Annotated in this window: 17 protein-coding genes; 12 read left to right on the forward strand and 5 right to left on the reverse strand. The window is 52.6% G+C overall.

The features are described 5' to 3' along the window. The first annotated feature begins 63 nt into the window (after positions 1-63). From AB7E14_RS01575 to aldB, 6 genes are all read left to right on the forward strand, one after another. A complete protein-coding gene (locus tag AB7E14_RS01575) occupies positions 64-1,200 on the forward strand; it encodes an HlyD family secretion protein (RefSeq protein WP_058587407.1) in 1,137 nt (378 codons plus the stop codon). A gap of 72 nt (positions 1,201-1,272) precedes the next feature. Further along, the gene (locus AB7E14_RS01580; protein WP_042998595.1) at positions 1,273-1,881 is read left to right on the forward strand and encodes a glutathione S-transferase; all 609 of its coding nucleotides are present in this window, start codon (positions 1,273-1,275) and stop codon (positions 1,879-1,881) included. 98 nt (positions 1,882-1,979) lie between these two features. Next, positions 1,980-3,371 carry an L-seryl-tRNA(Sec) selenium transferase gene (gene selA, locus AB7E14_RS01585; RefSeq protein WP_316962407.1) on the forward strand — a complete coding sequence of 464 codons (1,392 nt, stop codon included), beginning with the start codon at positions 1,980-1,982 and terminating at the stop codon, positions 3,369-3,371. Beyond that, entirely contained in the window at positions 3,368-5,215 is a 1,848-nt protein-coding gene (gene selB / locus AB7E14_RS01590) for a selenocysteine-specific translation elongation factor (RefSeq protein WP_044328735.1), read from the forward strand. The genes selA and selB overlap by 4 nt, the downstream gene beginning before the upstream one ends. 184 nt (positions 5,216-5,399) lie before the next feature. After that, positions 5,400-6,551 carry an L-threonine dehydrogenase gene (gene yiaY / locus AB7E14_RS01595; RefSeq protein WP_216081954.1) on the forward strand — a complete coding sequence of 384 codons (1,152 nt, stop codon included), beginning with the start codon at positions 5,400-5,402 and terminating at the stop codon, positions 6,549-6,551. Positions 6,552-6,643: 92 nt separating this feature from the next. After that, a complete protein-coding gene (gene aldB / locus AB7E14_RS01600) occupies positions 6,644-8,176 on the forward strand; it encodes an aldehyde dehydrogenase AldB (RefSeq protein WP_042998591.1) in 1,533 nt (510 codons plus the stop codon). A gap of 46 nt (positions 8,177-8,222) precedes the next feature. On the opposite strand, the gene AB7E14_RS01605 is transcribed toward aldB, so the two are convergent. After that, entirely contained in the window at positions 8,223-8,537 is a 315-nt protein-coding gene (locus tag AB7E14_RS01605; RefSeq protein WP_044328075.1) for a hypothetical protein, read from the reverse strand. 186 nt (positions 8,538-8,723) lie between these two features. Between AB7E14_RS01605 and AB7E14_RS01610 the strand changes: the two genes are divergently transcribed. Next, the gene (locus AB7E14_RS01610; RefSeq protein ID WP_046401671.1) at positions 8,724-9,050 is read left to right on the forward strand and encodes a DUF3302 domain-containing protein; all 327 of its coding nucleotides are present in this window, start codon (positions 8,724-8,726) and stop codon (positions 9,048-9,050) included. A 2-nt stretch (positions 9,051-9,052) separates the two neighbouring features. Beyond that, positions 9,053-10,189: an HlyD family secretion protein gene (locus AB7E14_RS01615; protein WP_316962406.1), complete on the forward strand. Its 1,137-nt coding sequence runs from the start codon at positions 9,053-9,055 to the stop codon at positions 10,187-10,189. Here the strand turns inward: AB7E14_RS01615 and AB7E14_RS01620 are convergent. Continuing rightward, the gene (locus AB7E14_RS01620; RefSeq protein ID WP_042998587.1) at positions 10,186-11,160 is read right to left on the reverse strand and encodes a LysR family transcriptional regulator; all 975 of its coding nucleotides are present in this window, start codon (positions 11,158-11,160) and stop codon (positions 10,186-10,188) included. The two genes, AB7E14_RS01615 and AB7E14_RS01620, sit on opposite strands and share 4 nt — an antisense overlap. 122 nt (positions 11,161-11,282) lie before the next feature. Between AB7E14_RS01620 and AB7E14_RS01625 the strand changes: the two genes are divergently transcribed. The 3 genes from AB7E14_RS01625 to AB7E14_RS01635 all read left to right on the forward strand — a co-directional run bounded on the left by AB7E14_RS01625 (position 11,283) and on the right by AB7E14_RS01635 (position 13,623). Beyond that, positions 11,283-12,023, forward strand: a complete 741-nt coding sequence (locus AB7E14_RS01625) for a MipA/OmpV family protein (protein WP_058587411.1) — start codon at positions 11,283-11,285, stop codon at positions 12,021-12,023. A gap of 479 nt (positions 12,024-12,502) precedes the next feature. Further along, on the forward strand, positions 12,503-12,910 hold the full coding sequence (locus AB7E14_RS01630) for a winged helix-turn-helix domain-containing protein (RefSeq protein ID WP_224267565.1): 408 nt from the start codon (positions 12,503-12,505) through the stop codon (positions 12,908-12,910). Between the two features lie 239 nt (positions 12,911-13,149). Further along, entirely contained in the window at positions 13,150-13,623 is a 474-nt protein-coding gene (locus AB7E14_RS01635; RefSeq protein WP_058587412.1) for a 4Fe-4S dicluster domain-containing protein, read from the forward strand. 34 nt (positions 13,624-13,657) lie between these two features. Here the strand turns inward: AB7E14_RS01635 and avtA are convergent, their stop codons facing one another. Then, on the reverse strand, positions 13,658-14,911 hold the full coding sequence (gene avtA / locus AB7E14_RS01640) for a valine--pyruvate transaminase (protein ID WP_058587413.1): 1,254 nt from the start codon (positions 14,909-14,911) through the stop codon (positions 13,658-13,660). Positions 14,912-15,084: 173 nt separating this feature from the next. Then, entirely contained in the window at positions 15,085-17,115 is a 2,031-nt protein-coding gene (malS, locus tag AB7E14_RS01645) for an alpha-amylase (RefSeq protein ID WP_316962405.1), read from the reverse strand. A 316-nt stretch (positions 17,116-17,431) separates the two neighbouring features. On the opposite strand from malS, the gene AB7E14_RS01650 reads away from it, so the two are divergent. After that, the gene (locus AB7E14_RS01650) at positions 17,432-18,256 is read left to right on the forward strand and encodes a protein bax (protein ID WP_042998582.1); all 825 of its coding nucleotides are present in this window, start codon (positions 17,432-17,434) and stop codon (positions 18,254-18,256) included. Positions 18,257-18,306: 50 nt separating this feature from the next. On the opposite strand, the gene xylR is transcribed toward AB7E14_RS01650, so the two are convergent. Continuing rightward, positions 18,307-19,485 carry a D-xylose utilization transcriptional activator XylR gene (xylR, locus tag AB7E14_RS01655; protein WP_042998581.1) on the reverse strand — a complete coding sequence of 393 codons (1,179 nt, stop codon included), beginning with the start codon at positions 19,483-19,485 and terminating at the stop codon, positions 18,307-18,309. Between the last annotated feature and the right edge of the window lie 61 nt (positions 19,486-19,546).

Below are 19,546 nucleotides of genomic sequence, written 5' to 3' on the forward strand. Positions count from 1 at the left end.
ACTCGAGAAAAAACTGGCCGAAGTTAACACGGCTGACAATACGACGTTTCCGGAGAGTTAATCATGGATCTGTTGATTATATTAACCTACGTCGCGCTGGCGTGGGCAGTCTTCAAAATATTCCGCATACCGGTGAATCAATGGACGCTGGCGACGGCGGCATTAGGCGGTGTATTTCTGGTCAGCGGCCTGATCCTGTTAATGAACTATAACCATCCGTATACCTTTACTGCGCAAAAAGCCGTTATTTCCATTCCTGTTACGCCGCAGGTTACCGGAATTGTCAGCGAGGTGACGGATAAAAATAACCAACTGATTAAAAAGGGTGAAGTGCTATTTAAACTCGACCCGGTTCGCTATCAGGCGCGCGTGGACAGGTTACAGGCCGATCTGGTCACCGCCACGCATAATATCCAGACGCTGAAAGCCCAGCTCTCAGAAGCGCAGGCTAATACGACGCGGGTCTCTGCGGAGCGCGATCGGCTGTATAAAGATTATCAGCGTTACCTGAAGGGCAGCCAGGCGCGGGTGAACCCCTTCTCAGAAAGCGATATTGATAACGCCCGGCAAAATTATCTGGCGCAGGATGCGCTGGTGAAGGGTTCAGTGGCTGAGCAGGTGCAAATTCAAAGCCAGTTAGACAGCATGGTTAACGGCGAACAGTCGCAGATTGCCAGCCTGAGGGCGCAATTGGCAGAGGCGAAATACAACCTCGAACAGACCATTATTCGCGCGCCCAGCAACGGCTACGTCACCCAGGTGCTGATACGACCCGGTACCTACGCTGCCGCGCTACCGCTGCGTCCGGTGATGGTCTTTATCCCCGAACAAAAGCGGCAGATTGTCGCTCAGTTCCGGCAGAACTCGCTGCTTCGTCTTGAACCCGGCGACGACGCGGAGGTGGTATTTAACGCGCTTCCTGGGCAAGTTTTTCACGGTAAGTTGACCAGCATATTGCCTGTGGTGCCGGGCGGCTCGTATCAGGCTCAGGGAGCATTACAGTCCCTGACGGTGGTGCCCGGGACCGATGGCGTCCTGGCGACGATTGAACTGGACCCGAATGCCGATGTGGATGCGTTACCCGACGGCATCTACGCGCAAGTGGCAGTCTATTCCGACCATTTCGCCCATGTTTCGGTCATGCGTAAGGTGTTACTACGCATGACCAGTTGGATGCACTACCTTTATTTGGATCATTGAGAACGCCGTCACCTGCCTTTTCCCGCTGCGTGAGCCATACTCATTGTTTTGTGTTGGCGAAAAGGACTGATCATGAAACTCATTGGTAGCTACACCAGCCCGTTTGTACGAAAAATTTCGATCCTGCTGTTGGAAAAAGGCATCACATTCGAATTTGTTAATGAACTGCCCTACAACGCGGAAAATGGCGTCGCGCAGTACAATCCGTTAGGAAAAGTACCGGCGCTGGTGACTGACGATGGGGAGTACTGGTTCGATTCGCCAATTATCGCCGAATACATTGAACTGCTGGATATTGCGCCAGCGATGCTGCCGCGTGAACCGCTGGCCTCGCTGAAAGTCCGTCAACTTGAGGCACTGGCCGATGGGATTATGGACGCCGGTCTGGTGTCGGTGCGCGAGCAGGCACGTCCCGCCGCGCAGCAATCGGAAACCGAACTGTTGCGCCAGCGCGAGAAAATCAACCGCAGTCTGGATGCGCTGGAAGCGTACCTGGTCGACGGGACGATTAAACCTGACACGGTTGATCTGGCGACCATCGCCATTGCCTGCGCGGTGGGCTATCTCAACTTCCGCCGCGTCTCACCGGGCTGGTGCGTGAGCCGACCTCACCTGGTCAAGCTGGTGGAGACGCTGTTTCAGCGCGAGAGTTTTGCCCGCACTGAACCCCCAAAGGCTTGATTCATATTCTGTCCGTCCAGGCAATCTCACGTTACAATCTCCTCTATGTCGATATCCCTCCCCGTTGTGGGGAGGGTCACCCACAGCCAGGCCTTTTCATGACGACCGAAACCCGTTCGCTCTACAGTCAGCTTCCCGCCATTGATCGCTTATTGCGTGAAAGTGAATTTCTTACCCTGCGTGAGACCCACGGGCATACCCGTATCGTTGATCTGCTCCGTCAACTGCTTGATGAAGCAAGAGAGATGATTCGCGATACGCAGACGTTGCCTGCGTGGTGTGAAAACTGGGCGCAGGAAGTGAGTCTTCGGCTGGAAAAGGAGGCCCGGAGTGCGCTGCGCCCGGTAATTAACCTGACGGGCACGGTGTTGCATACCAATCTGGGTCGCGCTTTACAGGCTGAAGAGGCCGTCGCGGCTGTCGCGCAGGCCATGCGCTCGCCGGTGACGCTGGAGTATGATCTGGACGGCGCGGGACGCGGGCATCGTGACCGCGCGCTGGCGGAATTGCTGCGCCGTATCACCGGCGCGGAAGATGCCTGCATTGTGAATAACAACGCGGCGGCGGTACTGCTGATGCTGGCCGCCACCGCCACCGGTAAAGAGGTGGTGGTATCACGCGGTGAGCTGGTGGAGATCGGCGGCGCGTTTCGTATCCCGGATGTGATGCGTCAGGCTGGGTGTACGCTACATGAAGTGGGAACCACTAACCGGACGCATGCCGATGACTATCGTCAGGCGGTAAATGAAAACACCGGCCTGCTGATGAAGGTACATACCAGTAATTACAGCATCGAAGGGTTTACCCACTCTGTTGATGAAACGGAGCTGGTCCAGATCGGCCAGGCGCTGGATGTTCCTGTTGTGGCCGATCTCGGTAGTGGTTCGCTGGTCGATTTGAGCCAGTACGGCCTGCCGAAAGAGCCAATGCCGCAGCAGTTGATTGCCGCGGGTGTCAGCCTGGTGAGCTTCTCGGGCGACAAGCTGTTGGGCGGTCCGCAGGCTGGGATCATCGTCGGTAAGAAAGAGATGATTGCACAATTGCAGCGTCATCCGCTTAAACGTGCGTTGCGGGCGGATAAAATGACCCTTGCTGCGCTGGAAGCAACGTTGCGTCTGTATCTCCACCCGGAAGCGCTGGCCGAGAAACTGCCGACGCTGCGCCTGTTGACCCGACGTAAAGACGCGATTCAGTCTCAGGCGGAGCGGCTTCTGGCGCTGCTGGCCGCGCACTATGGTGCGGAGTTTGTGGTGAGCGTACAGCCCTGCCTGTCGCAAATCGGCAGTGGCTCTTTGCCGGTTGATCGGCTCCCCAGCGCGGCATTAACCTTTACACCGCACGACGGCCGCGGAAGCCGTCTTGAAGCCCTGGCGACCCGCTGGCGTGAGCTACCGGTTCCGGTTATCGGCCGGATTTACGAGGGCCGACTGTGGCTGGATTTACGCTGTCTTGAAGATGAGACCCGGTTTATGGAGATGTTGTTGAAATGATTATTGCGACCGCCGGACATGTCGACCACGGGAAAACGACGCTGCTGCAGGCCATTACCGGCGTGAATGCCGATCGCCTGCCGGAAGAGAAAAAGCGTGGCATGACCATCGACCTGGGCTATGCCTACTGGCCGCAGCCAGACGGGCGCGTGCTGGGCTTTATCGATGTTCCCGGTCACGAGAAGTTTCTCTCAAACATGCTGGCGGGCGTGGGCGGAATCGATCATGCGTTGCTGGTGGTAGCCTGCGACGATGGCGTGATGGCGCAAACGCGCGAACACCTGGCGATCCTGCAATTGACCGGGAATCCGACGCTGACGGTGGCGCTGACCAAAGTCGACCGTGTGGATGATACGCGGGTGCAGGAGGTCCAACAGCAGGTGGAGGATGTCCTGCGTGAGTATGGCTTTGCGCAGGCGACGCTATTTGTGACGGCCGCGAATGAAGGTCGCGGGATTGAGGCGTTACGCGAACATTTGCAGCAACTGCCCGCCCGCGAACACGCCCGGAATCAGACGTTCAGACTGGCTATCGATCGTGCCTTTACTGTAAAAGGCGCCGGGCTGGTGGTGACCGGCACCGCGCTGAGCGGTGAAGTAAACGTTGGGGATACGCTGTGGCTGACCGGCGTGAACGCATCTGTGCGCGTGCGCGGACTTCACGCGCAAAACCAGGCGAGTGAGCATGCTCATGCCGGGCAGCGCATCGCGCTGAATATCGTCGGCGATGCTGAAAAGGAGCAGCTTAACCGGGGTGACTGGCTGCTTTCAGACGCCCCGCCTGAGCCGTTCACGCGGGTGATTGTCGCGCTGGAAAGCCACGTCCCGCTTACGCAGTGGCAGCCGCTACATATTCACCATGCGGCGAGTCATGTGACCGGGCGGGTATCGCTGCTGGAAGCTAACCTGGCGGAACTGGTGTTTGATACGCCTCTGCTGCTGGCCGATAACGACCGGCTGGTGCTGCGCGATATCTCCGCGCGCGCGACGCTTGCCGGGGCGCGGGTGGTTGCACTTAATCCGCCACGTCGCGGCAAACGTAAACCCGAGTATCTGCAATGGCTGGCGTCACTGGCGGCGGCGAAAGATGACGGTGCCGCGCTGGTGGTCCACCTGCAACGCGGGGCGGTCAATCTGCCCGATTTTGCGTGGGCGCGCCAGCTAAATGGCGACGGTATGCGTTCGCTCATTCATCAGCATGGATTTATTCAGGCAGGTTACAGCCTGCTGAATGCGGAAGTTGCCGCACGCTGGCAGCGCAAAATCCTCGACACGCTGGCGACTTACCATGAACAACATCGTGATGAGCCTGGTCCGGGGCGCGAACGCCTGCGCCGTATGGCGCTGCCGATGGAAGATGAAGCGCTGGTACTGTTGTTGATTGAACAAATGCGCGACAGCGGCGATATTCACAGCCACCATGGCTGGTTGCATCTGCCGGATCACAAGACAGGGTTTACTGACGAACAGCAGGCTATCTGGCTTAAAGCCGCGCCGTTATTTGGTGACGAACCCTGGTGGGTCCGCGATCTCGCGCGTGAAACCGCGACCGAGGAGCAGACCATGCGTCTGGTACTGCGGCAGGCGGCGCAGCAGGGGATGATTACGGCGATCGTAAAAGATCGTTACTACCGTAACGATCGCATTGTGGCTTTCGCCAGCATGATCCGCGAACTGGATCAGGAGAGAGGATCAACCTGCGCTGCGGATTTTCGCGATCGGTTGGGCGTAGGCCGAAAGCTGGCGATTCAGATTCTGGAATATTTCGACCGGATTGGCTTTACGCGTCGCCGTGGAAACGATCACCTGTTACGCGATGCATTATTATTTCCGGCAAAGGAATAATACAATTTATTAAAAATAAGAATGAATTGACATAATAAATAGGTTGAGACGAAAAGAGCCCATTAATTTGTAGCCTAATGTGCTCTTTTATTTTTTCATTAAATAAACACCGCTGTGATCATATTATCTCCTGAGATTCGTTCGTATGCTGCAATCCCTTCAAAAACGATTAAGGATTGAGCATATGGCTGCTTCTACATTTTATATTCCTTCTGTGAATATAATTGGGGCTGATTCATTAAAAGATGCAATGAATGCTATGGCGGAATATGGCTTTCGTCGGACGTTAATTGTCACCGACAGTGTGCTGACGAAATTAGGCATGGCGGGTGATATTCAAAAAGCATTGCAGGAACATAATATTTTCAGCGTTATTTATGATGGTACACACCCTAATCCGACGACAATTAATGTCGCCGACGGCCTGAAGATCCTGAAAGAAAATGATTGCGATAGCGTTATTTCGCTGGGCGGCGGTTCCCCACATGATTGTGCCAAAGGGATTGCGCTGGTGGCCGCCAATGGCGGCGATATTCGCGATTATGAAGGCGTTGATCGCTCGGCAAAACCACAGTTGCCGATGATTGCGATTAACACCACGGCAGGAACCGCCTCTGAAATGACGCGTTTCTGCATCATCACTGACGTTGATCGCCACATCAAAATGGCGATTGTGGATAAACACGTCACGCCACTGCTCTCGGTAAATGACTCTTCGCTGATGATCGGCATGCCAAAATCGCTGACGGCGGCGACCGGCATGGACGCGCTGACCCATGCGATTGAAGCCTATGTTTCTGTAGCCGCCACGCCGATCACGGATGCCTGCGCCCTGAAAGCAATGACCATGATTTCTGATAATCTGGCCGTTGCCGTGGAATCGGGCGGCAATGTGCATGCGCGTGAAGCGATGGCCTATGCGCAGTTCCTGGCGGGGATGGCCTTCAATAACGCGTCATTAGGTTACGTCCACGCGATGGCGCACCAGTTAGGCGGTTTCTATGACCTGCCGCACGGTGTGTGTAATGCCGTCCTGCTGCCGCACGTTCAGGTATTCAACAGCCAGGTGGCCGCAGCGCGTCTGCGTGATTGTGCGGCAGCAATGGGGGTTCATGTTGCAGGGATGACCGACGCCGAAGGCGCAGAAGCCTGCATCGAGGCGATCCGCGCACTGGCGCAGCAGGTGAATATCCCGGCGGGTCTGCGAGCCCTGGGCGTGAAAGAAGAAGATATTCCGGTGCTGGCGGCCAATGCGTTGAAAGATGCCTGCGGTCTGACTAACCCAATTCAGGCCACGCACGACGAGATTATGGCGATCTATCGCGCGGCGATGTAATTCGTGACCGCTATCGTAAACCTATAAGCGGCTGGCGAGAAAATCGCCAGCCCCGTCTACCCTTGTTATACACCTGGAGCAAGGAGACGATCATGACCAATAACCCTCCCCGTATTCAGCCCGGCGAGTACGGTTTTCCCCTGAAGTTAAAGGCCCGTTACGACAACTTTATCGGTGGTGACTGGGTTGCCCCGAGTGACGGCGAGTATTACCAGAACCTGACGCCCGTCACCGGGCAACTGTTATGCGAAGTGGCTTCTTCCGGTAAAAGGGACATTGACCTGGCGCTCGACGCGGCCCACAAGGTGAAAGACCAGTGGGCGCATACTTCTGTTCAGGATCGGGCGGCGATTCTGTTCAAGATTGCCGACCGTATGGAGCAGAACCTCGAACTGCTGGCGACGGCGGAAACCTGGGATAACGGTAAGCCGATCCGTGAAACCAGCGCGGCGGATGTCCCGCTGGCAATCGACCATTTCCGCTATTTCGCCTCCTGTATTCGCGCCCAGGAGGGCGGGATCAGTGAAGTGGATAGCGACACCGTGGCTTATCACTTCCACGAACCGCTCGGCGTGGTCGGACAAATTATCCCGTGGAACTTCCCCTTATTGATGGCGAGCTGGAAAATGGCGCCCGCGCTGGCGGCAGGAAACTGCGTAGTGCTTAAACCTGCCCGCCTGACGCCGCTGTCCGTTTTACTGCTGATGGAAGTGATTGGCGATCTCCTCCCGCCTGGCGTAGTGAACGTAGTGAACGGCGCGGGTGGAGAGATTGGCGAGTATCTGGCAACTTCGAAGCGTATTGCTAAAGTGGCATTCACCGGCTCGACGGAAGTCGGGCAGCAGATCATGCAATATGCCACGCAGAATATCATCCCGGTCACTCTGGAGCTGGGCGGGAAATCACCGAACATTTTCTTCGCCGACGTGATGGACGAAGAGGATGCATTTTTCGATAAGGCGCTGGAAGGTTTTGCGCTTTTTGCCTTTAACCAGGGTGAAGTGTGCACTTGTCCGAGTCGTGCGCTGGTGCAGGAATCCATCTACGAACGCTTTATGGAGCGCGCCATTCGCCGCGTAGAAAGCATCCGCAGCGGTAACCCATTGGACAGCGTGACGCAAATGGGGGCACAGGTCTCTCATGGGCAGATGGAAACCATCCTGAATTACATTGATATCGGTAAGAAAGAAGGGGCGGATGTCCTGACCGGTGGGCGGCGTAAGCAGCTTGAAGGTGAACTGAAAGACGGCTATTACCTCGAGCCGACCATCCTGTCTGGTAAGAATAATATGCGCGTGTTCCAGGAGGAGATCTTTGGCCCGGTACTGGCGGTGACCACGTTCAAAACAATGGACGAGGCGCTGGAGCTAGCCAACGATACCCAGTACGGCCTCGGAGCGGGCGTCTGGAGCCGTAACGGTAACCTGGCGTATAAAATGGGACGCGGTATTCAGGCAGGACGCGTATGGACCAACTGCTACCATGCTTACCCGGCTCATGCGGCCTTTGGTGGCTACAAGCAGTCGGGGATTGGACGCGAAACCCACAAGATGATGCTGGAGCACTATCAGCAGACAAAATGTTTACTGGTGAGCTACTCCGATAAACCGCTGGGACTCTTTTAACTGACCGCGTTATGCCCGATAGCGCTTTGCTTATCGGGCATAATGATTAATCCAACACCTTTACCTGTAACGGACGGAAACGGCTGTAGACCCACAGTCCCAGACAGGCAATCGACCCGATGAAAACGGTGAACAGTACGGTGATAAACACACCGCTGAACAGCGCGGCAGGAATCGCCATTACACCATGCACGGGTTGCTCGTTCCATTTCACCAGTTCAAAGCCAAAGAGACTCAAAACGCCACAAATAAAACTGAAAGATATCATTGGGATACCAAGGCCAATAAGTAATAAACGGTAAATAGTGGCCGCTTTGATGCGCTTAAGGCTGACGGTGGATGAGGTTTCCGCGTTGTTCATTTTTGTTCCCTTGTATTGATGTTTAAACATAATAAACTGCGACGTGCATAAAAAACAATATACGAAAAAGTACAATATATAAAAAACCATATGTCGATATATAAATATGACAATTGCACAACATCTGGTCATTCCACTATCATTCTCAAACTCTTTTTCTTTTTGATTCTATTCTCTGGGAGGAATATGTTTCTCGATTATTTTGCGCTTGGGGTGTTGATTTTTGTATTCCTCGTCATTTTCTACGGAATTATTATTTTACATGATATTCCCTATTTAATTGCGAAAAAACGCAATCATCCTCATGCCGATGCTATTCATGTTGCGGGGTGGGTGAGTTTGTTTACATTACATGTTATCTGGCCTTTCTTGTGGATTTGGGCCACGCTCTATCGTCCGGAACGCGGGTGGGGAATGCAAAATCCTGAACCTGGTGTTGTGCAACTCCAGGAGCGTATTGCCGGGCTGGAAAAACAACTGGCTGACCTGAAATCCTCTTCTGGCGAGTATTAATTATGGATTTACTGATTATCCTGACCTATGTGGCTTTCGCATGGGCGATTTTTAAGATCTTCAACATTCCCGTTAATAAATGGACCATACCGACGGCGGCGCTGGGGGGCATATTTATTATCAGCGGTTTAATCTTATTAATGAATTACAACCACCCCTATACATTTAAAGCGCAAAAAGCGGTGGTGTCTATTCCCGTTGTTCCGCAAGTCACAGGCGTAGTGATTGAAGTGACGGATAAGAAAAATACGCTGATTAAAAAAGGTGAAGTGCTGTTCAGGCTTGATCCCACGCGCTATCAGGCCAGGGTGGATCGTCTGCTGGCGGATATTGTGACGGCGCAACATAAGCAGCATGCGCTGGATGCCGAACTGGATGAAATGACCGCCAATACCCAGCAGGCAAAAGCTACGCGAGACAAGTTTTCGAGGGAGTATCAGCGTTATGCGCAGGGGAGTCAGGCGGAGGTGAATCCATTCTCTGAGCGCGACATTGACGTCGCGCGGCAGAACTACCTGGCGCAGGAGGCTTCGGTTAAATCGTCAGCGGCGGAACAACAGCAGATTCAAAGCCAGTTAGACAGCCTGGTAATGGGTGAGCACTCGCAGATAGCCAGTCTGAAAGCGCAGTTGGCCGAGGCGGAATATAACCTGGAACAAACCATCGTTCGCGCGCCGAGTGACGGTTATGTAACCCAGGTGCTGATTCGCCCGGGAACCTATGCCGCCTCGCTGCCTTTGCGCCCGGTGATGGTATTTATTCCTGCTCAGAAGCGACAAATTGTCGCGCAATTCCGCCAGAACTCGTTGCTGCGACTGGAACCCGGCGATGACGCGGAAGTGGTATTCAATGCCTTACCGGGCAAGGTATTCAGCGGTAAGCTGGCTGCCATCAGTCCGGCGGTACCTGGTGGAACATACCAGTCGACCGGGACGTTACAGTCGTTGAATACGGTGCCGGGGTCAGAAGGTGTCATTGCCACGATCGAGTTGAACGATCATGCTGATTTACGTGCATTACCGGATGGAATTTATGCACAGGTCGCGGTCTACTCCGACCATTTCAGCCATGTCTCGGTCATGCGTAAGGTATTGTTGCGCATGACCAGTTGGGTACATTACCTTTATCTCGATCATTAATTGTCGATGATTGAATCTTGCTCGGGACGCAACAGTTGCGTCTGAGCAAGCTGGTTGCGGATTTCCCGTAACATCTCATCCAGTACATACTGAACTCGCCAGGGCTGATACTCCCGCTTGCGGAAGATCGCGACCAGGTCCAGCCACCACTCATGCTGTTCTGAAAAGCAAGGGACGAGCGTCCCGGCCTTCAGATCGTTTTTCACGCTTTCATTGGGTGCAAACACAATACCCAGATGGTTGCGCGCCAGTTCCAGCGCCGACAGGGTATTGTCACAAACGTAGTTCCCCGTCACGCGATAGTCGCGCATCTCTTTACTGCCGGCACTGTTGAAGCGCCAGATGTTGGCATCATCAATCATCATAGAATCGATCAGGATGCAGGAGTGATGCTCAAGGTCTTCAGGTCGGCTTAGCGGGTGCTTTTCAAGGTAAGTCTGGCTGGCAAAGGCCGTCACTGCATATTTGGTAATAAAACTGGCAACCAGTGATTCATCTTTCGGGTGGGCATAGGTAATTAACACGTCACAGTCGTCAGGAAACTCGACGCCTTCATAAAAGGCTTTTGGCTCAAGGTTGCTGGTTTTCAGCGACAAAGAGATGTCGCCAATGTCTTTAATTCTGGCGATAACCTGTTTCGATAAGTAAGCGATGATGCCTGTCGGCGCGTACACCGTTACTCGCCCTCGCTTTTCGTGTTTATAATCAGCAATGAAATGATTTAGCTGCGCGTTTCTGTCGAGCATATCATTAATGTAGGGCAGAAGCGCCGCGCCAAAAGGGGTCAGCGTCAGTTGCCGGGTCGTCCGGTCAAAAACCTTGAGGCCGACTTTTGATTCAAAATCAGCAAGATATTTGCTGACGTTGGCCTGGGCGATGCCGAGAACAGTTGCGGCATGACTGATGTTTTCACTGGCGGCAATGACCGAGATGATCTTTAATTCTCGATGCTTGAGTTGTAATTTATTCATCGCAGCAGCCCAATATATATAAGTTTTTATATATTACTATATAAATATGTGCCTTGCACCGACGAATTTGTAAGCATTATTATTTCGACGCTTTGTGGCTTATTTTAAATGGAACGTCGGGCATGTTAATTAAACGCAATATAGTAGCACTATTTGCTTTCTCCTTTATCGCCAGTGCATCTGCTTCGGAATTATCAATTGGTGCGGGTGCGATATATAATGAATCTCCTTATCGCGGGTATAATGAAAATACCCATGCTATTCCCCTCATTAGTTATGAAGGCGAATCATTCTATGTTCGGCAAACCACGTTGGGCTACATTTTGTCTAAAAGTGAACAAAATGAATTTAGTCTGACCGCTTCCTGGATGCCGTTGGAATTTGATCCTGGCGATAACGACGACCACGCCATGAAAAAGCTCGACAAGCGTGACAGTACGATAATGGCGGGCGCGGCCTGGTATCATCATGAAAATTGGGGCAGCGTGAAAGTTTCTGCGACCGCAGATGTTCTGGATAACAGCAATGGCTGGATGGGGGAATTATCACTGTTCCGTAAAATTCCTGTCGGACAGCTTGCTCTGATCCCGTCTGCTGGCGTGCTTTACTACGATGAAAATTTCAACGACTACTATTACGGTGTGTCAGGCAGTGAATCCCGTCGCAGCGGTCTGGATCGCTATTCCGCACAGGACAGTTGGGTTCCTTACGTCAGCCTGACCGCAAAATACTCCGTCACTGACAACATTATTCTGATGGCGAGCGCGGCTTACAGCGTGCTGCCAGATGAAATCAAAGACAGCCCGATGATCGACCGTGATGACAGCTTTACTTTCATGTCAGGCGTGAGCTGGCGCTTCTAAAAGTATGAGAAGAATTGCCGGACAGCGGCTATTGTCCCGGCCTGGGATTGGGTCAATTCACAGGTCTGCCGCTGTCCGGCATATTTCTACCGCTCTTCTGTTAAGAGAACTACACTGTAATAATAATTGTCCCGGAACGCTCTGTTGCCGGGAGTCACTTTCCCTCTCCATGACGCATTATTGATCCATGCAGCATATTAAGCTGTAATTTGTGATAAATATGCCCGTTTAACTTGTATTGTCGAATATTCACACTGAAAGAGAATAACGCTCTAATAATTTGTTTTTAGAGATTATTTAACAGCGCCTGGATTGATCTTTTAGGTATTCAGTCTGCACTTTGCTTGCGGCGCGATTAAAATGAACGCTTCAGGTATCTATTGAAATTAACTCTATTTTTTTTAAACTTGCGTAAGACAATATCTACAAGGACTTACACATGTTTAGCTATCGATAGTTCAGTAAAACGTGAGTATGTAATGATGGAATACCAGTTACATGGATTTATGATAGGTCGGGAAATATTTTTTGATATCAGTGAGTCGAGAATTTTCAGGCTGCCGGTAAATAAAATGGACAGTGTCATTGCATTTGGTGGCGTATTTTTTAACCGCACAATGCTACGCTTGTTTGTTTATCTTTTACTGAACGCCAGGACCCATTATGTTTCAAAAGATGAGTTACTCGTCAACGTCTGGGAAAAAAATGAATTAAGTGCTTCCACACAGCGTTTGTCTACGATGGTTAAAAATCTCAACAACAAATTATATTTGCTGGGATTACCTCAGCATTCCATCGTTAGCGTAAAAGGAAGCGGATACATACTGGCACTGGATAATATTCAACCGCTCTACAGTGCGGTTGATGAGGCAGATTATCAAATATAGGTAACACTCTATCGGGTGCCAGCTTATTCCGCAGCGTGATGTCGCCTGCGGATTATTCCCCTGGACGTCAACGCCCAGGGTTTTTTTTATGCGTCAGGAAGAAATCCAGTCGTAAGTATAAGGCGAATCCCCTGAACGTTTCTGGCATCTGACAAAATTCGACCATTTCCCCTGTTTGATCAAGGCAGCCGCGCTATTCTCTCTGGCACTCTGTGGTTTTATGGCGGGGGGAGGGTGCAATGAACCGGTTTATCATGGCGGATGCGACTAAGTGTATTGGTTGTCGTACCTGTGAAGTCGCTTGCGTGGTCTCGCATCAGGAGAATCAGGACTGTGCCGCGGTGTCAGCAGAACACTTCGTCTCGCGCATCCGGGTTATTAAGGAAAATACCTTTACCACCGCCGTTGCCTGTCATCAGTGTGAAGATGCGCCGTGCGCCAATGTTTGCCCGACACAGGCCATTCGTCGCGATCGTGGACACATTTTTGTTGAGCAGGCACGCTGTATTGGTTGTAAAAGTTGCATGCTGGCGTGCCCGTTCGGCGCAATGAACGTTGTTGCACAAACCTCGCGCGTACAGGCGGTGAAATGCGATCTCTGTTGGCATCGTGATACGGGCCCAGCCTGCGTGGAGGCTTGCCCGACAGGGGCATTGAAGTGTCTGGATGCGGCGAGCGTGCAGCGCCAGCGTCTGCACGCTCGGCCTTTATAAGCGCATTACCCGGCCCGATCAGGCCGGGATGGCGTTACTGATTTTCCGTCCAGGCGCGCTCCACCTCTTCAGCCAGAATTTTCACCCCAGCTTCAATTTTCTCCGGATCGGGAACATAGTTCATGCGCATACACTGGTGCGTGTGCGGCCAGGGTTTATCGAGGCCCGGGAAGAAGTAATGTCCTGGCACCATCAGTACGCCGCGAGCTTTCAGACGCTGGTAGAGTAACTCGGTGGTGATCGGCAAATCCTGGAACCACAGCCAGAGGAAAATTGCCCCTTCTGGTTTGTGAATTAAGCAGCGATTTTCAGGTAAATAGCGGCGAATAATCGCAATGGTTTGCTGAACACGCTGAAAATAGAACGGTTTGATGACCGTTTCTGACAGTCGCATCAGGTCGTTACGCTTAATCATTTCGCACATCATGGCCGGCCCAATCCCGCCTGGCGCAAGGCTAATGATGCCGTTCATATTGGCGATGGCCGTGATGATTTTTTCATTGGCGATGATGATACCGCAGCGTGAGCCGGGCAGCCCCAGTTTGGAGAGACTCATGCACAGCACAATGTTGGGATTCCACAGCGGACGCGCTTCGCTGAAAATAATGCTCGGGAACGGCACGCCATAGGCATTATCAATGACCAGTGGAATGTCGTGCTGGTTGGCAAGCGTATCGAGTTTGATCAGTTCTTCATCTGTGATGACGTTACCCGTCGGGTTAGTTGGCCGGGAGACGCAGATCATCCCGGTCTCTTCACCAATATGCAGATGTTCGAAATCTACGTGATACTTGAACTGACCCTCTGGCAACAGCTCAATATTGGGACGCGCCGAGACGAACAGATCCTCTTCCAGCCCGGAATCCGCATAGCCGATATATTCCGGTGCGAGGGGGAACAATACCTTTTTGGTAGTCCCATCAGCGCGGCGGCCAGCAAAGAGGTTAAACAAGTAGAAAAACGCACTCTGACTGCCATTTGTTAGCGCAATATTCTGCGGTTCGATATCCCAACCCAGATTTTCACGGAGCAGCGAAGCAAGCGTGGTCAGCAGCTCGGTTTTCCCCTGCGGGCCGTCATAATTGCAAAGCGCATCAGTGAGTTTGCCGTTTTCCAGCATCTCAGTCAGGAGCGTCTGGAAGTAATCCTGCATCGCCGGGATTTGTGCCGGATTACCGCCGCCCAGCATGATTGCGCCTGGGGTGCGTAAACCGTCGTTGAGGTCCTCCATCAGGCGGGTAATGCCTGAATGGCGGGTGAATTTGTCGCCGAAAAGTGAAAATGTCATAACGGATGGTCTGTCAAACGCTGAGTCGAAGTGAGTTACCTTAACGCTAGCACTGGCAGGGTGCAAATCGAGCTGAAACGGGTGCTTTGACGTTTTATGCTTATAATTTTCTTCAGTGTAGTGTTTTGTTTTGCTGCGTCTGAGGGGGTTCTGGCCTCAGACGCCGGTTTACGTTAACGCTGGCCTGCCCAGATGACCATCACCGAGTCGTCGCCGTGCTGGCGAACGAAGCCGTATCCCTGTTTGAGCGAAAGCGTGGTTTGCTTGCCTGCGCCGATGGCCGGATGCCGGGCTCTGAACTGACCGAGGCGCTGCCAGTGGGTAACGTTGTTGGCCAATTTTCCGCTGACATCCTGCCAGTTCATCTCAGAGCGTGTGCCCTGTAACGGATCAGAGCCTGTGGGGCCGAAAGGTCGCGCGGACTCATCGCCATAGAATATTTGTACGGCACCGGGCGCTAACAGCAGCAACTCAGCGGCTTTATCTCCGCCTTCACGAAACAGACGAGTATCATGCGAGGATAGATAACTCAATACATTGAAACTCTGTAACTTTTCCGCCATCTGCTGCCAGACGAGATCCATACCTGACAGGCAATCGACGGCTGTTGCGGCCTGCTCCTGATAGTCAAAGTTGATCATCGCGTCAAAACCGTGACGATAGTAGTCGCTCTGCATTACGCCGTGACCCCAGGCTTCACCCGTCATCCAGAACGGCTTATCATCGAGCGCTTTGTCCGGATTCGCTTTTTTCCATTCAACCAGTGCCGCGCTGGCCTGCGTTTTTAACTGTTGCCAGGCCGGAAGTTCGACATGTTTTGCCGTGTCGACGCGAAATCCATCGACACCGTAATCGCGCACCCACTGACTCAGCCAGTGAGTCAGGTAATCCCGGGGCGTGTAGCCCTCAATGGCTTTCGCACGCGTATCGGCTTTATGTTGATAAAACACCGGCAGACCAGATGGGATCGTCGATTCGGTTTTCAGATCCGGCAGGAAAGCCAGCGACATCGTGAGATCGTCAAAGCCAGGATTGTCGTAATCGCCAATGTCAGTGCGGATCCACGCTTTACCCCACCATTTTTCCCAGGCGGCCTTATCGCTAAAGTTGATGTAATCATTGAAGCTATGCCAGCTCTGCCCGGCGGCAGGTTTCCAGTCTGTCCAGCGCTCACCGAGCGTTTTTTTCAGCTCATCGCCAGAAAGGTAGAGCGCGCCGAACTGATATTCCTGCATGTCTGCCAGCGTGGCGTAGCCGGTGTGGTTCATTACGACATCAAACAGAATGCGGATCCCGCGCCGGTGTGCGCCGTCAATCAGCGCACGCAGGTCGGCTTCGTTGCCCATGTTGGCATCAAGCGTAGTCCAGTCCTGCGTGTAATAACCGTGGTAGGCATAGTGCGGGAAATCGCCTTTCGTGCCGCCACCCACCCAGCCGTGGATCTGTTCGAACGGAGCGCTTATCCATAATGCATTCACGCCCAGTTGTTGCAGATAATCCAGTTTGTGAGTCAGACCGCGTAAATCGCCGCCATGAAACGTGCCGATTTCCTCCATGCCGTCCTTATGGCGACCATAACTCTGGTCATTGGACGGATCGCCGTTCTCGAAGCGGTCGGTGAGCACAAAATAGACCGTGGCGTTGTGCCAGTCGAACGGCGCTGGTGCGTCGGTCTCTGCCCGTTCCAGCAGTAACAGGCCATTGCTGGCAGGTGCGGGTTGCAGGGTTATCTGACCGTTTTTCACCGTGGCGGTCTGTCCGCTGTAAAAATCGCGTACCACGCTCCCTTCCGGGAAAGTCTGCGCGACCGCTAACGTCAGTGGCTTTCCATCCCACTTCGGACACTGGCGTGCCACATTGGCGGTAGGTTCGGCTTCGCGCGGCAGCGTAATCATTAACGTTGGCGTACCAGAACGGGTATCGATTTCCAGCGTATAACGGCCATCTTTGAACAAACGCCATTGCGGCGGGGTCCCTTCGCACGGGATCAGCGACAGCATCTGATTGAGTTTTATCGTATTAGCCGGCTGCCAGCACTGTTGGTCAAAATTGAGCGTTAAGGAACGAGTACCCTTCGTCAATTCAGCGTGACTGGCAAACTTACCGGTTCCCTCCGCGGTAAAAGAGGGGAAGCCCTGAGACGTCCATGTTGCGGCGCTCGTGATGCCTGGCAGTAGCGCGAGGGCGATGGCAGCAAGTTTCATTGTGCGGTCCTTTTTGCGGCGATTTTAACCAGTTTGCCTGAGAACCCGCTGACGAAACTCATCCTTCAACTGCATTCAACCAGGATGAGGGGCGCGGATGAGTGATTTTGGGCAAAAAATAGCCTTAATTTGCGATAACCACCACAAATCGTTCGAATTAGTTCCTTGTGGGATAGTTTATGCGTGACATGGTTTCGGAATTGGCCTATTCATTAGGGTGCTCTTGATCGCTATTTTTGATATGATTTGAGATTCAACTCTCAAAATTGTGAAAAATATAAGGTGTTGGAATGATTCAATCCGACCAGGAGACCTAATGATATTGACTCCCATACGACGATATGGGGCAATGATTCTTATGTTACTCACCATCGTATTTTCGGGTGAGGTGCTGGCAAAGACGCACACAACAACATCGAGTCAAAAGTCCCACGTAACCAAGACAAGTAATAAACAGGTAAGCAGTAAACAAGAGTATTCTCGCAATAGTGCAAAGAGCAGTTCACTTCCTGATTTGCGAAAATACCCTTCCGGAACACCAAGGAAAAAAGCGTTTCTCCGGACGGTTATGCCTTATATTACCAGTCAAAATGCGGCGATTACTGCCGATCGTAACTGGCTGATCTCAAAGCAGTATCAGAATCGCTGGTCACCGACTGAGCGTAAACGCATGAAAGATATTGCGAAGCGCTACAAGGTGAAATGGTCGGGCAACACCCGGAGTATTCCGTGGAATACGTTGCTGGAGCGCGTAGACATCATCCCGACCAGTATGGTGGCGACGATGGCTGCGGCAGAAAGCGGTTGGGGTACTTCTAAGCTTGCGCGTAGCAATAACAACCTGTTCGGCATGAAGTGTGCGAAAGGGAGTTGTAACAATGCGCCAGGTAAAGTGAAAGGTTACTCGCAGTTCGATTCCGTCAAAGAGTCGGTCAGCGCCTATGTGATTAACCTGAACACGCATCCGGCTTACGCCTCTTTCCGTAAATCACGCGCACAGTTGCGTAAAGCGGATCAGGAAGTAACGGCGACAGCGATGATTCATAAGCTGAAGGGTTATTCAACGAAGGGGCAGAGTTACAACAATTATCTGTTCGCGATGTATCAGGATAACCAGCGATTAATCGCAGCCCATATGTAATCCCCGAACGCCTTCTGCAAAGAAGGCGTTTTTGTTTCGGTCCCACCGCATCACATCAACACTTCACTGTTCAGATCGCGATACTCTTTCGGCGTCGTGTCGTACTCTTTCTTAAAGACGGAATAGAAATACTGCAGCGAAGGATAGCCGCACATCTGCGAGATTTCGTTGATCGACAGCGTCGTGGAAATCAACAGGCTACGCGCTTTCTCCAGCTTTTCAGCGTGGATCACCGCATGAATGGTCTCTCCCACTTCTTCTTTAAATCGCTTCTCCAGATTGGAACGTGAAATCCCAACTGCATCCAGTACCTGATCCACCTTGATGCCTTTGCAGGCGTGGTTACGGATATAGTGCATCGCCTGAATAACGGCGGGATCGGAGAGGGAACGGTAGTCTGTCGAACGACGTTCAACGACGCGCACCGGAGGCACCAGGATGCGCTGGAGCGGCAGTTCCTCATCGGCCAGCAGGCGATGTAGCAGCTTTGCCGCCTGATAGCCCATTTGCCTCGCGCCCTGAGCCACCGATGACAGCGCAACCCGTGACAGATAGCGGGTCAATTCCTCATTATCAATGCCAATGACGCACAGCTTTTCGGGTACCGGAATATGCAGGTGTTCGCAGACCTGAAGAACATGGCGGGCGCGGGCGTCAGTGACCGCGATAATACCCGTCTGCGGTGGTAGGGTTTGCAGCCAGTCCGCCAGTCGATTTTGCGCGTGTTGCCAGAGTTCAGGCGCGGTTTCCAGTCCCTGATACACCACCCCCCGATACTTCTCCTCCGCCACCAACTGGCGGAAGGCATGCTCGCGTTCCGCCGCCCAGCGCTTTCCACTGGAGGCAGGCAGGCCGTAGAAGGCAAAACGGTTGACGCCTTTTTCTTTCAGGTGCAGAAAGGCGCTCTCAACGAGAGCATGATTATCGGTGGCAATATAATGGACAGGAGGATAATTTTCCGCCAGATGATAGGAGCCTCCGACACCGATGATGGGCACATGGACGTCAACTAACAATCGTGCGATTTCATCGTCGTCATAGTCAGCAATCACGCCGTCACCTAACCATTCTTTGATGTTATCAATGCGGGCGCGGAAGTCCTCCTCAATGAAGATGTCCCATTCGGATTGCGAGGCTTGTAGATATTCACCGACCCCTTCCACCACCTGACGGTCGTAGGCTTTATTGGCATTAAATAACAGGGTAATACGGTGACGTTTATCAAACATGGTTCTGTCTCTGCTCACTCTTTCATAAACGACAATGCCGGACAGGAGTGACCGGCATAAA

The organism is Citrobacter sp. (assembly GCF_050252275.1).
GTDB classification, from domain to species: domain Bacteria; phylum Pseudomonadota; class Gammaproteobacteria; order Enterobacterales; family Enterobacteriaceae; genus Citrobacter_A; species Citrobacter_A amalonaticus.